The 13,850-nt window shown below is 62.5% G+C and carries 12 protein-coding genes; 7 read left to right on the forward strand and 5 right to left on the reverse strand.

Features of this window, described 5'->3' with window-relative positions:
- Window positions 1-5: 5 nt before the first annotated feature.
- Window positions 6-1,133 (forward strand): acyl-CoA dehydrogenase family protein, encoded by a 1,128-nt coding sequence (locus LDJ84_RS12630; protein ID WP_065084727.1) that lies wholly within the window; start codon window positions 6-8, stop codon window positions 1,131-1,133.
- A gap of 139 nt (window positions 1,134-1,272) precedes the next feature.
- Here the strand turns inward: LDJ84_RS12630 and LDJ84_RS12635 are convergent, their stop codons facing one another.
- The gene (locus tag LDJ84_RS12635; RefSeq protein ID WP_024765514.1) at window positions 1,273-2,205 is read right to left on the reverse strand and encodes a LysR family transcriptional regulator; all 933 of its coding nucleotides are present in this window, start codon (window positions 2,203-2,205) and stop codon (window positions 1,273-1,275) included.
- A gap of 167 nt (window positions 2,206-2,372) precedes the next feature.
- On the opposite strand from LDJ84_RS12635, the gene LDJ84_RS12640 reads away from it, so the two are divergent.
- Window positions 2,373-3,602, forward strand: a complete 1,230-nt coding sequence (locus LDJ84_RS12640) for an acyl-CoA dehydrogenase (RefSeq protein WP_024765513.1) — start codon at window positions 2,373-2,375, stop codon at window positions 3,600-3,602.
- A gap of 205 nt (window positions 3,603-3,807) precedes the next feature.
- Here LDJ84_RS12640 and LDJ84_RS12645 read toward each other — a convergent pair whose 3' ends face one another.
- The 3 genes from LDJ84_RS12645 to LDJ84_RS12655 form a co-directional block, all read right to left on the reverse strand.
- Entirely contained in the window at window positions 3,808-4,008 is a 201-nt protein-coding gene (locus LDJ84_RS12645) for a hypothetical protein (RefSeq protein WP_037015017.1), read from the reverse strand.
- Window positions 3,974-5,017, reverse strand: coding sequence for a TerC family protein (locus LDJ84_RS12650; RefSeq protein ID WP_037015020.1), 1,044 nt, complete (start codon window positions 5,015-5,017; stop codon window positions 3,974-3,976). The genes LDJ84_RS12645 and LDJ84_RS12650 overlap by 35 nt, the downstream gene beginning before the upstream one ends.
- Before the next feature lie 201 nt (window positions 5,018-5,218).
- Entirely contained in the window at window positions 5,219-6,601 is a 1,383-nt protein-coding gene (locus LDJ84_RS12655) for a substrate-binding domain-containing protein (protein ID WP_084357608.1), read from the reverse strand.
- Window positions 6,602-6,798: 197 nt separating this feature from the next.
- Between LDJ84_RS12655 and LDJ84_RS12660 the strand changes: the two genes are divergently transcribed.
- From LDJ84_RS12660 to LDJ84_RS12675, 4 genes are all read left to right on the forward strand, one after another.
- Window positions 6,799-7,041, forward strand: a complete 243-nt coding sequence (locus LDJ84_RS12660) for a hypothetical protein (RefSeq protein ID WP_024765509.1) — start codon at window positions 6,799-6,801, stop codon at window positions 7,039-7,041.
- A 124-nt stretch (window positions 7,042-7,165) separates the two neighbouring features.
- On the forward strand, window positions 7,166-9,802 hold the full coding sequence (locus LDJ84_RS12665) for a hypothetical protein (protein ID WP_226046412.1): 2,637 nt from the start codon (window positions 7,166-7,168) through the stop codon (window positions 9,800-9,802).
- Window positions 9,803-10,033: 231 nt separating this feature from the next.
- The gene (locus LDJ84_RS12670; RefSeq protein WP_024765507.1) at window positions 10,034-10,657 is read left to right on the forward strand and encodes a response regulator transcription factor; all 624 of its coding nucleotides are present in this window, start codon (window positions 10,034-10,036) and stop codon (window positions 10,655-10,657) included.
- Window positions 10,658-11,046: 389 nt separating this feature from the next.
- Window positions 11,047-12,198, forward strand: a complete 1,152-nt coding sequence (locus LDJ84_RS12675) for a hypothetical protein (RefSeq protein WP_226046413.1) — start codon at window positions 11,047-11,049, stop codon at window positions 12,196-12,198.
- A 61-nt stretch (window positions 12,199-12,259) separates the two neighbouring features.
- On the opposite strand, the gene xthA is transcribed toward LDJ84_RS12675, so the two are convergent.
- Window positions 12,260-13,072, reverse strand: a complete 813-nt coding sequence (gene xthA / locus LDJ84_RS12680; RefSeq protein WP_054907912.1) for an exodeoxyribonuclease III — start codon at window positions 13,070-13,072, stop codon at window positions 12,260-12,262.
- A 129-nt stretch (window positions 13,073-13,201) separates the two neighbouring features.
- Here xthA and LDJ84_RS12685 point away from each other — a divergent pair, with 129 nt between their 5' ends.
- The gene (locus LDJ84_RS12685; RefSeq protein ID WP_170859860.1) at window positions 13,202-13,849 is read left to right on the forward strand and encodes a GNAT family N-acetyltransferase; all 648 of its coding nucleotides are present in this window, start codon (window positions 13,202-13,204) and stop codon (window positions 13,847-13,849) included.
- Window position 13,850 lies beyond the last annotated feature (1 nt).

The raw sequence follows: 13,850 nt of genomic DNA on the forward strand, positions 1-13,850 counted from the left end.
GAGCCATGATTCCCAGCGAAGAAGACCTCCAGATCCGTGACGTTGCCCGCCAGTTCGCCCAGGAGCGGCTGAAACCCTTTGCCGCCGACTGGGACCGCGAGCACCGTTTCCCGGCCGAGGCCATCAAGGAAATGGCCGACCTCGGCTTCCTCGGCATGCTGGTGGCGGAGCAGTGGGGCGGCGCGCAGACCGGCCACCTGGCCTACGCCATGGCGCTGGAAGAGATCGCCGCCGGCGACGGCGCCTGCTCGACCATCATGAGCGTGCACAATTCGGTGGGCTGCATGCCCATCGCCAAGTTCGGCAACGACGAGCAGAAGCGCCAGTTCCTTGTGCCCCTGGCCCGTGGCGAGATGATCGGCGCCTTTGCCCTGACCGAGCCGCAGGCCGGCTCCGACGCCAGCTTCCTGAAAACCCGCGCACGCCGGGACGGCGACCATTACGTGCTGAACGGCAGCAAGCAGTTCATCACCTCCGGCAGCCATGCTGGTGTAGTGATCGTCTTCGCAGTGACCGATGCGGCGGCAGGCAAGAAAGGCATCAGCGCCTTCATCGTGCCGACCGAAACGCCTGGCTATCGCGTGGTACGCGTCGAGGACAAGCTCGGCCAGCACGCTTCCGATACCTGCCAGATTGCCTTCGACGACATGCGTATTCCTGCGAGCTACAGGCTGGGCGAAGAGGGGCAGGGCTACGCCATCGCCCTGGCAAACCTGGAAGGCGGCCGCATCGGCATCGCTTCGCAAGCCGTCGGCATGGCCCGCGCCGCGTTCGAGTACGCCCGCGACTACGCCCACGAGCGCGAAACCTTCGGCAAACCGATCATCCAGCACCAGGCCGTGGCTTTCCGCTTGAGCGATATGGCTACCGAGATCGCCGTGGCCCGGCAGATGGTTCACCACGCGGCCAGCCTGCGCGAAGCCGGCCTGCCGTGCCTGACCGAAGCCTCCATGGCCAAGCTGTTCGCCTCGGAAATGGCCGAGCGGGTGTGCTCCGCGGCGATCCAGACCCTGGGCGGTTACGGCTATCTGCAGGACTACCCGGTGGAGCGCATCTACCGTGACGTGCGCGTGTGCCAGATCTACGAAGGCACCAGCGACGTGCAGCGACTGGTGATCGCGCGCAGCTTGTAAAGGGTTCGCCGGCAGACCCCGGCCTGTTCGTTGGACAGGCACTTCGGCAGGGCGGGGTCTGCAGGTGGCTTGTCGAGCATGACGCCTTCGCTTATGGCGGGGAGCGAAGCGATACCCATCAATGGGATCGCTCCAGGCATCAGGCGCGCTCCGCCGCCTCGCGCGCTTCGCGCGCCGTCACCTGCTGGCACAGTTCGATGATCTGCTCGCGCATCCAGCGGTTGGCCGGGTCCTGGTCGGTGCTTTCGTGCCAGTACAGGTGGGTTTCCAGCTTCGGCACGTCATTCACCGGCAGGTCGACGAAGTGCAGGCCGTGGTGGCGGGCAAAGCGCTCGGGCACGGTGACCACCATGTCGGTCTGCTGTACCACGGTGGAGGCCATCAGGTAGTGCTGCGAACGCAGGGCGATCTTACGCTGCAGGCCCATCTTGCCCAGCGACAGGTCGACGTAGCCCAAGCCGCTGCGGCGGCTGGAAATCTGGATGTGCGCCACCGACAGGTATTCCTCCAGCGTTACCTTGTCCTTGGCCAGCGCATGGCCCTGGCGCATGGCGCAGACGTAGCGGTCTTCCATCAGCTTGACGTGGCGTACCTGCGGGTCGGTGTTCAGCGGCGCGTCGACGGCGAAGTCCAGGCGGCCGGCGGCCAGTTCCTTGGTGGTTTCGCGGCGCTTGGAGAGGAAGCTCTCGATGTGCACGTTCGGCGCCTGGCGGCGCAGGCGCTGGAACAGAGGCGGCAGGACGATGGCCTCGGTGAGGTCGGTCATGCTGATGCGGTAGGTCTTGTTCGCCTGGGTCGGGGTGAAGGTGCGGCTTTCCTGTACCGACACACGCAGCAGCTGCAGCGCGTTGCGTACCGGGCCGATGATGTTCTGCGCCATGGGCGTGGGCACCATGCCCTGCGCGGTGCGCACGAACAGCGGGTCGTTGAAGGTTTCGCGCAGGCGGGCGAGGGCGTTGGAGACGGCGGGCTGGGTAATGCCGACGATCTGTCCGGCGCGGGTCAGGTTGGCTTCGGTGTAGATCGCGTCGAAGACGATGAACAGGTTCAGATCGACCTTGCTGAGGTTCATTACCGGGGCTCCGCTTGTCATTGTTTTGGCCCGATCATACCCGAACCGACGCTCAGGTCCATACGGGTTATGAATGTTCATTGATTCGGATAATAGGCTGGGTAAATGCCCTTGGCTGTTCTAGCATCATCACCACACAAACAACCGCCGCCAGAAGGTTAGCCCCCATGGATTTCGCTTATTCCGCCAAGGTTCAGGACCTGCGTGAGCGCCTCACCGCGTTCATGGAAGCCAACGTCTATCCCGCCGAAAAGGTGTTCGAGGAGCAAGTGGCCCAGGGTGACCGCTGGCAGCCCACGCAAATCATGGAAGACCTCAAGGTCAAGGCGAAAGCCGAAGGCCTGTGGAACCTGTTCCTGCCCGAGTCCGAGCTGGGCGCTGGCCTGACCAACATGGAATACGCACCGCTGGCCGAGATCATGGGCCGCTCGCTGATCGGCTCCGAACCCTTCAACTGCGCAGCTCCCGACACCGGTAACATGGAAGTGCTGGTGCGCTACGGCTCCGAAGAACACAAGCGCACCTGGCTGGAGCCGCTGCTGCGCGGCGAGATCCGCTCCGCATTCGCCATGACCGAGCCGGGCGTGGCTTCTTCCGACGCCACCAACATGCAGGCCAACGCCGTGCGCGATGGTGACGAGTGGGTTATCAATGGCCGCAAGTGGTGGACCTCCGGCGCCTGCGACCCGCGCTGCAAGATCATGATCTTCATGGGCCTGACCAATCCGGATGCACCGCGTCACCAGCAACACTCGATGATCCTCGTTCCCACCGACGCCCCCGGCGTGAAGATTCTCCGTCCGCTGCCTGTATTCGGCTACGACGACGCTCCGCACGGCCACGCCGAAGTGCTGTTCGAGAACGTCCGCGTGCCCTACGAGAACGTCCTGCTCGGCGAAGGCCGCGGCTTCGAGATCGCCCAGGGGCGCCTCGGCCCAGGCCGCATCCACCACTGCATGCGCTCCATCGGCATGGCCGAGCGCGCGCTGGAACTGATGTGCAAGCGCTCCGTCAGTCGTACCGCCTTCGGCAAGCCGCTGGCGCGCCTGGGCGGCAATATCGACCACATCGCCAACTCGCGCATCGAGATCAACCAGGCCCGCCTGCTGACCCTCAATGCCGCGTACATGATGGACAAGGCTGGCAACAAGTTTGCCCAGAGCGAGATTGCCCAGATCAAGGTCGTCGCGCCCAACGTCGCCCTGCAGGTGATCGATCGCGCCATCCAGATGCACGGCGGCGCCGGCGTCTCCAACGACTTCCCCCTGGCCTACTGGTACGCCATGCAGCGTACCCTGCGCCTGGCCGACGGCCCGGACGAGGTGCACCGTGCGGCCATCGGCAAGTACGAGATCGGCAAGTACGTACCGCGTGACGCGCTGCGCAGCAGTCACTGATCGCAACCTGCAATGAAAAAGCCCGCTGATGCGGGCCTTTTTCTTGGGCGGGACAGGGTGCTTTTCGTAGAAGCGGACTCCGTCCGGGATTGGCCTGCATCGTGCCGGACACCATCGCGGAAGGTGGGGCGTCCCGCGCAGGGTGTCGGATATCGGTTGTGCAACGGCACACAGAACAAGGCCAGCTTGCGCTGGCCCTGTTCATTCACTGTTCCGGTGACGGCTCCGGCCCATCCGCCTGGCTCTGCTGCGTCAGCAACCACTCCCGGCGCGTGTGCAACTGGGCGGCGAAGGCCCGCGCAGCGGCCTCGTGGGGAAATCGCAGCGCGCGACGACCGAGACGGACCTGCCAATAGGCCCTGCCGCGAAACTCAACGGCTTCGATCCTCACCTCCAGCGCTTGCATGGATCCTCTCCTGGCTGACGATTTCCAGCGGTTCCTCGCCGGTTCTGCGCGTCTTGAGCAAGGATAGCAGTATGCCACCCGCCAAAAGGCCGAAGGTTACGCCAAGGGACAGTGCGGCGGGAACCTTGCCGATGAATCCGTGCAGGAAAATCTTCGTGCCGATGAACACCAGGACCAGCGCCAGGGCGTACTTGAGGTACACGAATCGATGGATCATCGCCGCCAGCGAGAAGTACAGGGCGCGCAGGCCCAGGATGGCGAAGATGTTCGAGGTGTAGACGATGAAAGGATCCTGGGTGATGGCGAAGATCGCCGGCACGCTGTCGACGGCGAATACCAGGTCGGCCAGCTCGATCAGGATCAGCGCCAGGAACAGCGGGGTGGCGTAGCGCACCAGCTTGCCCGAGGCGTCCGGCATCTTCACGAAGAAGTGGTGTTCGTGAATGGTGTCGGTCATGCGGATGCGCTTGCGCAGGAACTTCAGCACCGGGTTGTTGGCCAGGTCCGGCTCGGCATCATGTTTGCTGAACAGCATCTTCACGCCGCTGAACAGCAGGAAGGCACCGAATACGTACATGATCCACTCGAATTCCTTCACCAGCGCGGCGCCCAGGCCAATCATCAGCGCGCGCATGACGATGGCACCGAGAATGCCCCAGAACAGCACCTGGTGCTGGTAACGGCGAGGGATGCCGAAGAAGCCGAAGATCATCGCCATGACGAACACGTTGTCCATCGATAGCGACTGTTCGACGAGGAAGCCGGTGTAGTACTCCACCGCGCTGGTGGCGCCGAACTCGTACCAGACCCAGCCACCGAAGGCCAGGCCGCAGGCGAAGTAGCCGGCAGAGAGCATCAGGCTCTCGCGCACGCCGATCTCGTGGTGATCGCGTTGCAGGACGCCCAGGTCGAGTACGAGGAGAAGAATCACGATGGCCAGGAAGGCCAGCCAGAACCAGGTGGCGGTTCCGAGGAATGGTTCGGTTAAAAAGGCGTGCAGAGCTGTCATTTGGCCCCTCCCTTAGTGTCGTTGTCGAAAAGTGACTCCGACATGGCGGTTGGCAACCGTCAGAGGGGCCCGGCGTCACTGGCGGGAAAATAGCAGAGCGCCTGGCAGAGACAAGCGAAGGAACGTAACAAGTTCCTACAGTATTTCCAGACCGGGCGATCAGCTTCCTTCAGACAGTCTAGACGCTGATCGCCAGGGGGATCAGTAGACCCAGACTTCGACGCGGCGATTCCTCACCCGTCCGTCATTGTCGCTGTTGGCTGCCACCGGCAGGGCATCGCCCATCCCGCTGATCTCGCGGAACATCACGCCTTCCTTGGCCAGCTCACGGCGCACGGCCATGGCGCGCAGCTTGGAAAGCAGTTCGGCGCGCGCCGGGTCCTGCTTGGGATCGCCGAAACCGACCAGCACGGCCTGCTTGTTCATCTTGCCGGCCTGCTGCAGGTAGGCGAGCAGTCGGTCGATATCGCGCTGTGCCTTGTTGTCCAGGGTTGCGCTGCCTTCGCGGAAACGGAAGTTCACCGACAGGCGCTCGGCGTCTCGCGCCAGGGCCTGATAGTTCTCCGGCATGCTGGCACGCGGTGCCATCTTCACTGCCTGTACACGCTGGCCGACGAAGCCGCTGGCGCTGACCAGGGCCTGGCCCTTGTCACCCTGGGCGAACTGCAGCAGGGCGCGGGCCCAGCGGTTTGGCTCTTCGGGCTTCATGTAGAGGAACAGGCGGCGCGACAGTGGGTAGTCCTCGGTGGCGATCAGCGTTGTCGATGGCGGCATGGCCTGGGAGTCGCCGTCGGCAATGCGCAGCGCCTTGGCATTCTGGACGGACGACAGGCCGACGAAGCCAATGCCCTGCGGGTCCTTGCTCACTTCGGCGGACAACTGGTCGCTGGATTCGAAACGCTGGACGCCACTGGCCAGCGCCTTGCCGTGACTCGCGAGGACAAGCTCCTTGAAGGTATCGAAGGTGCCGGAGTTGTCGTCGCGGGAATACAGGCGAATGGCACCACCTCGCCCGCCAATCTCTTCCCAGGTTTTCACCTCGCCGGAAAAGATCTTCGCCAGCGTATCGGTGGTCAGTTCATCCAGTGGGTTGGCTGCATTGACGATGATTGCCAGGCCATCGATGCCGATCACCTGTTCGGCCTTGGCGCTGCGCAGGTTGCCCGATGCCGAGAGGCCTGCGACTTCGGCGTCCTTGATCGGGCGCGAGGCGGCTGCCAGCTCGGCACTGTTGTCCTTCAGGGCGAGGAAGCCGGTGCTGGAACCGTGGGCGGCCAGGTCGACGATGGCCTCCTTGCCGTCCTGGGTGCGACCGATGATTCGCTGTTCGTTCTCCGCCTTGCCCGGCTTGGCAGTGACGTCGCTGTAGCCCTCGCTCACCAGCAGGCCTTTCACCAGCTCCGGCAGCAGGTGCGCACCGATGGTGTTGGAGCCCTGGATGCGCAGTACCGGCTCGCCGCCCCGGGACGAAGGCAGAGCCGCGAACGCCGACCAGGGGAACGCATAGCAGATGAAGGCGATGGTGAGCCAGGCGATGGTCACGGGCCAGGGTTGGGCGTCGCTGGGGCTCGGCTTGTACTGCATGGGTCAACTTCCATTTGAGGCATCGTTGGCGCGGCAGATTAAGTCGGAATCATTGCACCGATATGACGCATCGCTGGGCTGCTGACTGCCTGCCGCTGCCTTCGGATATGACTGGCGGGTTGTCGGAGATTTCCGATTTCGACTCCGTGCGGGCGGGGTTATACAGATCACCTTGTGCGAGCAGGCCGGAGAGCAAAATGGACGAGATTCTCGACTTTTCGTCGCTTCTGATGAAGCTGGTGCTCATCCTGCTGGTGACGCTGATGGCTGCAACCCTGGTGGTGGCACCCGAATCGATGGTGGAGAACGCCTTCGCGACGCTGTGGCTGGTCGCCCCGCTGTTTGTCCTGACGACACTGCTCGACCTGGCTGGCGCGCTGCGTCGCCACCCGCGGGGCCGCTATGCATCGAAGCCATTGCACGATTTTCGCCACCGTTGATCAACGCAGACCCAGAGGAAGGGTGATGGGAAAATACTTCAGGCTCATCAGGATTACCTGATAACGCCAGTTTTCCGGCCAAGCGAAACTTGCGCGGTTTTAACATCCCCGCCGGACATTAATCATGACTCACCCCCGTAGTGCACCAACGCCGGTCGGCCCCGAGCATCCTGTCAAGCTGATTTCCCTGGCTGTACACAACGCCTCTGCCAATCACTGGGGGCGCCCGTGGCGCCGGCGCACTTTGAGTGTGCTGTATCCGCGGGAGCTGACGTTCAAGGGGATCAGACTGCCGACGCAACAAGTGCACTCATGGTTGCACCTGCTGGCAAGGTCCGGGATGTTGAACCGGCGTAGGGCCGTGCCTGCAGTCAGTCCTCAAAGCGAGACGGCGAATCAGGCTCCGCTGCCGGTAGAGACGCCGCAAGCCAGTTCAGCACTGGCAGACCTGGCCTTCGAGTGGAGTTCGGAGATGATTCCGGATTTCGCACAGTTCGCCCGCTTGTCGCGATTGAAGAGAGAGCAGGAGCAGGCTTCCATAGTTGGTAGCGAGGATATGTCCGACTCCACCGGTGATCAGGAGCGGTTCGATGGCCTGCCCAGTGACGCCGATGCAGTTCTCAGCCAAGTCTCGATGGATGCCGTGTCATCGGATGTTTTGGATGCGGAATTCCTGGATCCCGTGAGTAGCTCGGACACGGCAGATGAAGAGAGCAGCGAGACTACGCAACATGCGGAAGGCACTGCCGTAGAGCCAATTGAACAGCATGGCTCCGGTGGCACCGTGACGGATGAGCTGCAAGCCGTGGAATCGCCAGCTGTTACCGGCCATGAGACCGCCCCAGTTTCGGGGTCGGTGCCGATGTATTCAACGGTGGCTTCGGTGTCAGCCGCTTCCGCGGCGGTGGAGGGCGTCGAGAGGATTGTGGCAGATGCCTCGGAACAGCCCGTTCGCGAAGAGTCGATACTAATCGAGCCGGACAGGCCTTTCCTGCCGGAGCGGGAAGTAGGCGCCGAGCCAATCGGCACACCGCCCGAGTCCGCTGAAGCAGAGCCTGTTCCGTCGACGTCCGTATTGACCCCGCAGCCGGATCGGCAAAACACCGAAATATCCCCCGGCATCTTCTCAGATGAGGTCGTAGTACACGCATCGCTCGCCCAGTCTCTGCCAGACGCCCCGGACATTCTGGAGCCGCTGGAGAGTCCGCACACCGAGGCCTTTGTCCACCACGAGTCCACCGTGGATGAGCGCTCTCTCGAATGGCAGTCGAATGATGTGACGGGTGGTGCCGACCTTGATGAACCTATCGACGACGCCCCCCTCGCGCCTGAGTTGGCTGTTCAGGTTCCGATCGAGTCTTCGGAGCTTTCGGCTGTTGATGCGACCGGTGCCGATGTCCCGGATGAGCCCGAACAGCAGGCATTGGTCGAGCAGGAAATTGTGCAGGTGGAGAAGTTCCCCGAGCCGGATGGTGCCAAGGTGGCGGATCTTCAAGAGGGGGCTGCAGCTGTCGAGCCTTTGTCGACCCCGATGGTGGAGCCAGCGGCGTCACCCGAATCGGCAGTGGCGGCCGGAGTTGGTGCAATGGATCTGCAGTCGCTGGACGAAGCGGTTTCCACAGTGCGAGTCGCAGCGGAGGCGTTAGGGCATTTCGAGCCGGAAGAAGACACGCTGACGGAAGCCGTCCTGCCCCAGGAGAACCGGACCTCGGCAGGTCAATCCGACCACTTGATGGTGCAGCCTGCAATGGACGAGCAATCCAGTCATGGCGTTTCCGGCTGCGGCCCTGCTCAGAGCGACGTAGCCCTGGAGCCGATCATCGCAAGCCTTGAAGACGCGCTGGCGATGCTGGAGGCAGCCAGTACCAATCACGACGGCAAACACAGCCTGCCGTGCGGCTGCAACGACGAAGAGTCCTCAGGGTCGGAGTTCCTCGTTACCACCTCGATCGATGTCGCGGCGGCGACCACTTCCCAGTCGAGCGTGGCTCCTGCAGTTCCCGCAGTCGAGCCCCAGCCACTGGCTGACAACCACCTTGAGGCAGCGGTGCTTCAGGGAGTCTTTATCCAGAAGGAAACTGAAATGACCCATGTGCACGATGAGTTACCTGAGGCCGAGGTGCGGGAAACGGCTGTCCCAGTAACCTCGGTGGAGTTGCAGGAAGTGTCGGCTGTGCTGAATGTGCCTCAGCTCGAGGCGGACCCGGAAGATGTTCTCTCCGACGTCCAGAGTACCCTCAACTCCCTTGCCGGGATGGCCCAGGGACTGACCCAGCAGAAGCAGGCCGCCGGCCGTTTGCAGGAAGAGCTGGAGGAGTGGAGCACCCAGTTGCAGGAGCGCGAGCGCCTGGTGGGTGACAAGGAAGAGCGTCTGCTGCAGCTCGAGAACCACCTCAAGGAGGCCAAGGCCAATCTGGATCGCATGGCCGCCGAGAACAATCGCCTGCTGGCAGAACGCAGCGAAGCACTGAAGGAGCTGGCCCAGACAGTCGATATGCGCGACAAGGCGACTCTTAAACGTGCCGAGTCTATCCAGCTGGAGCAGCAGCGCATCGATGAGCACTCGGCCAGCCTGCGCGGCCGAGCGAGCGAATTGGATGAACTTGAAAGCGCACTCAAGCGCAAGACCGAGGAACTGGCGGTGCGGCTCAAGCAGTTGCAGAGCGCCAAGGATAAGTTCAGCACCATCGTCAAGAGTTTCAACGAGACGGTGCAGTTCAACAGCACCTTGTCGGCCATTTCCAAGACAGTGAGCGAGTAACCGAGCAGGCCGGTAGGTTGGAAAACCTGCTGGCCGAGCTGCTGTCACAGCGGGTGCGCTGTCGTATGGGCGTTGCCGAGACCCGGATTGGTCCGTTTACGTTCATTTGATTGCCATGAATACCGTTGCGGCAGCCATTCAATGACATTCTGCGGGAACGACTGCGGCGGCGATTTCTGTCGATGCGCCATGTCGCACCCGGCCCGTGGGGCCTTTGCTGCAAGGAGGAACATGGCCCGCGTAGTTCTCATCGAACCGTTGCGACGTGACTTCGTCGCGCTTCGCCGGTTTCTGCTGGACCACGGTCATCAGTGTGACGTGCATTTCAAGTTTGCACGCCAAGCCTTGAGTGGCCTGGATACCAGCAGCTGTGATCTCCTGGTGGTGACCCTGGAGCTGCCCGACATCCATGGCATGGAACTGGTCACCATGCTTCGACGGGATGGCCGACTCAAGGCCACTACCCCGGTGCTGGTCTGCTCCAGCCTGGGATCGCCACTGAACATTCAACGGGCGATTCGCATCGGCGTGTCGGGGTTTCTGCTGATGGACGACCGTCCGACCCTGATCGGTCGGGCCGTCGACGCCGTTCTCGCGGGCGGAAAGATATTTCCCGAGCACGCGCGTCTGCCGTTGGACCGTGATCCCCGACTGGAGTCCGCGCTAGCACTTCCCACCCATTTGGTGGCCGTTCTCTATGGGTTACGCAGGGGGCGCTCGGTCGGGGCGCTGGCCGATGTCCTGGCATTGTCGGGAGCAAGCATCGGCCAGCACAGGAGGCAACTGATGCGGAAACTGTCCGCCACGACTCTCGATGAGCTGTTCAGCATCAGCGAACAGATTGGGCTGCTCTAATGGCGGGGCGCTCGAGCTATCAGTCGGATCCTGGAGCCCAGTGGGTTGATTGTCCTGCGAGGCGTCGAATGATTCGGGTGGTCTTACATAGTTTTCCTTCGCCCATGCAGGAAGTTACTGACATTCATGACGACATAGGGCTGTGAGAATCCTTCCCGCAACCTGTCCCGGTCTCAAACTATCAAGGTAGAGCGGGGCAGCCCATCGGCTCATCCAGTCGGCCTGATTGCCTCTGCTTTCGAAGCGCAATCACCATCAGATTCCAGGGCTCGTTCGCATTGTCGAGCGTTCTGTCGGGACGGTGGGGCTGACCACCCTTCAGGGTAGGACGTTTCATGACTTCAGATGCGAAGCGGTACGAAGGACATCAAGAAGAGGGCTTGTCAGCCATGACCGCCACTCAGCCGTCCGTTCAGGAAACCGCATTTCTTTCCCCAGATATCGAGGACGATCTGCCCGGGCTCCTGTCTCCTCTGCCTGCGACCACCGAAGGCATGGTTCGTCCTTCCGTGTCGGTGGGATATATCCCAATCCAAGTGAACGCCGTGACTGGAGTTGGGGAACCGGCCGATCTCCATTCCGTGAAGGCTTTCGAAAACCTGGAGCGGGATCTCGACGATCTCGCCTCGGCCTGCTCGGGGCTGGGCCCTGTGGAGCCCAGTTGCTCCGACTCCATCGAGCCGTTGGCAATGATCAGCGACGCAGCATCTGCCTGTCCGGCGATCAATGAAGCTGAAGCCGTCACGACTCTGCTCGATTCGCTCCAACTGCCGGCATATGCGCATGACGCCGAATGCAATGTGGCTGACGCAGCAATCCTCTCGCCTGCCGGCGAGCCGGCCTTTCACTTTTCCAACGAGGAATCCTCCACCATGAATGCCCAAGCCCAATCCGTCAGCTCCGGAGTCGCAAATGCCCAGGCGCCCGTGGAGTCGGCTGTGACTGTACGTCAGTCGTCCTCCCTTGAAACCGACGGCGTACTGCACGACGTGCAGTCCACGCTCGATTCCCTGGCGGGAATGGCCCATGGCTTGTCGCAGCAGAAGCTGGAGATCGTGAAAATGCGCGAGGCGCTCGAGGAGCGTCGCCTGGCGGCGCTTGAGCGTGAGCGTCAGCTGGCCGAGCGTGAGGAACGCCTGAGCCAGCAGGAACAACGGTTGCAGGAAGAGAAGCACGGCATCGAACGTATTGCCGAGCACAATGCTGCCGTGCTCGCAGAGCGCAGCAGCGCGCTGCAGGCCCTTGCTGAAACAGTCGACAGCCGCGACCGCGCGACGACGAAACGTGCCGAGATCCTGAGCCAGGAGCAGCAAAGCATTGACCGTCAGTTGAATCAGCTACGCGCACGGGTGCAGGAACTGGATGATCGAGAGGTGGGGCTGCAACGTCAGGGCGCGGAGCTGTCCGATCGTTTCAAGCAACTGCTCGATGCCAAGGAGCGCTTTGGCGCCATCGTCAAGGGATTCAACGAAACCGTACGCTTCAACACCACCTACAGTGCTATCAGCAAGACTGTGGGAACCGGCACGGAAGAGGCCTGAGCCCGAAGCCGAGCCTGAGAATGAAATAGCCCGGCCCTTGCCGGGCTTTTCACTCAGGGTGTCACTTCAGCTGCAACCAGATCGGCGCATGGTCGGACGGCTTTTCCATACCGCGGATGTCGTAGTCCACACCGGTATCGGCAATGCGCCCGCGCAGGGCTTCGGAGGCGAGGATGACGTCAATGCGCAGGCCGCGCTTGGGGGTGTCCTCGAAGCCGCGACTGCGGTAGTCGAACCAACTGAAGCGGTCATCCACGCTCGGGTTCTGCAGGCGGAAACTGTCCACCAGACCCCAGCCCTTGAGGCGTGCCAACCATTCGCGCTCTTCCGGCAGGAAGCTGCACTTGCCGGTCTTCAGCCAGCGCTTGCGATTCTCTTCGCCGATACCGATGTCGCAGTCTTCCGGCGAGATGTTGATATCGCCCATCACGATCAGTTGCTGGTCGGGCTGGAAGCGGGTTTCCAGCAGGTCCTGGAGGTCGGCGTAGAAGCGCTGCTTGGCCGGGAACTTCACCGGATGATCACGGCTCTCGCCCTGCGGGAAGTAGCCGTTCATCACGGTGATCAACTGACCCTGGGCGTCCTTGAAGGTGCCCCAGATGAAGCGGCGCTGGGATTCCTCGCCGTCGTTGGGGAAGCCGCGCTGCAGTTCCAGCGGCTCCTGACGGGAGAGCAGGGCGACGCCGTAGTGGCCTTTCTGCCCGTGGTAGTGCACGTGGTAGCCGAGGGCTTCGATTTCCTCGCGGGGGAACTGTTCGTCGGCGACCTTGGTTTCCTGCAGGCCGATCACGTCCGGCTGGTGGCGTTCGATGATCGCCTGGAGCTGGTGGGGACGTGCGCGCAAACCGTTGATATTGAAAGAGACGATTTTCATCCTGGGCGCCCTGGCAAAAGCACGATGCTAGCCCAGGTGGACGGACCCTGGCGACCCCGGCGAGGCGCTGCTAGGGTTTTGTGGCTGGACTCATAACCATAAGAAGAACTCACAAGAAGAGGCGTCCGCATGCCTGATACCCGCGCCGAAGTCCGTCTGCTGGACGGCAGCTACAGCCGTGAAGTCCGCTCGCTGCTGTACCACGCCTATCGTCACGAACCCACTTTTGCCTATCTGTTCGAATCCGATCGCCCTGGATTCGACCAGCGCGTGCGAGCCACCATCCGTGAACTGGTCAACCAGCACTTCCTCGAGGAGTTGCCATCCATCGGGCTGCTGCTCGAGGACCGCTTGGTGGGCGTCGCGCTGATCGTTCCGCCGCAGCGCCGGCTGGATGTCACTGAAAGCTGGTTCTGGCGCATGCGCATGCTGCTGACCACCGGCCTGGGCTGCACCCGGCGCTATCTGGACTACCACGCCGCCGTGATTGGCTGCCTGCCGCCGGGGCCATACCACATCCTGCCGCTGATTGGCGTGCACCCGGAGTTCCAGGGCAAGCACCTGGGCGAACAGCTTCTCGACGCGCTGCATACCTGGTGCGCCGAGGATGGCGGCTCGCAAGGGCTGGTGCTGGATACGGGCAACGCACGGTACCTGGAGTTCTATCGGCGTCATGGCTACGAGGAACTCGGTGAAGTTGCCCTGGGACCGATCCGCGAGCATGTCCTGTTCCATCCGAATGCCGGGCGCGAGGCGGCAAAGGCAGCTGCGGGATAGG

Origin of the sequence: Pseudomonas sp. HS-18 (assembly GCF_020401845.1) — a bacterium.
Lineage (GTDB): Bacteria > Pseudomonadota > Gammaproteobacteria > Pseudomonadales > Pseudomonadaceae > Pseudomonas > Pseudomonas nitroreducens.

What these genes read in the sequence shown, in the direction of transcription:
- LDJ84_RS12630 (WP_065084727.1), top strand. Translation starts at nt 6, where the DNA reads ATGATTCCCAGCGAAGAAGACCTCCAGATCCGTGACGTTGCCCGCCAG.
- LDJ84_RS12635 (WP_024765514.1), bottom strand. Translation starts at nt 2,205, where the DNA reads ATGAACCTCAGCAAGGTCGATCTGAACCTGTTCATCGTCTTCGACGCG.
- LDJ84_RS12640 (WP_024765513.1), top strand. Translation starts at nt 2,373, where the DNA reads ATGGATTTCGCTTATTCCGCCAAGGTTCAGGACCTGCGTGAGCGCCTC.
- LDJ84_RS12645 (WP_037015017.1), bottom strand. Translation starts at nt 4,008, where the DNA reads ATGCAAGCGCTGGAGGTGAGGATCGAAGCCGTTGAGTTTCGCGGCAGG.
- LDJ84_RS12650 (WP_037015020.1), bottom strand. Translation starts at nt 5,017, where the DNA reads ATGACAGCTCTGCACGCCTTTTTAACCGAACCATTCCTCGGAACCGCC.
- LDJ84_RS12655 (WP_084357608.1), bottom strand. Translation starts at nt 6,601, where the DNA reads ATGCAGTACAAGCCGAGCCCCAGCGACGCCCAACCCTGGCCCGTGACC.
- LDJ84_RS12660 (WP_024765509.1), top strand. Translation starts at nt 6,799, where the DNA reads ATGGACGAGATTCTCGACTTTTCGTCGCTTCTGATGAAGCTGGTGCTC.
- LDJ84_RS12665 (WP_226046412.1), top strand. Translation starts at nt 7,166, where the DNA reads ATGACTCACCCCCGTAGTGCACCAACGCCGGTCGGCCCCGAGCATCCT.
- LDJ84_RS12670 (WP_024765507.1), top strand. Translation starts at nt 10,034, where the DNA reads ATGGCCCGCGTAGTTCTCATCGAACCGTTGCGACGTGACTTCGTCGCG.
- LDJ84_RS12675 (WP_226046413.1), top strand. Translation starts at nt 11,047, where the DNA reads ATGACCGCCACTCAGCCGTCCGTTCAGGAAACCGCATTTCTTTCCCCA.
- xthA (WP_054907912.1), bottom strand. Translation starts at nt 13,072, where the DNA reads ATGAAAATCGTCTCTTTCAATATCAACGGTTTGCGCGCACGTCCCCAC.
- LDJ84_RS12685 (WP_170859860.1), top strand. Translation starts at nt 13,202, where the DNA reads ATGCCTGATACCCGCGCCGAAGTCCGTCTGCTGGACGGCAGCTACAGC.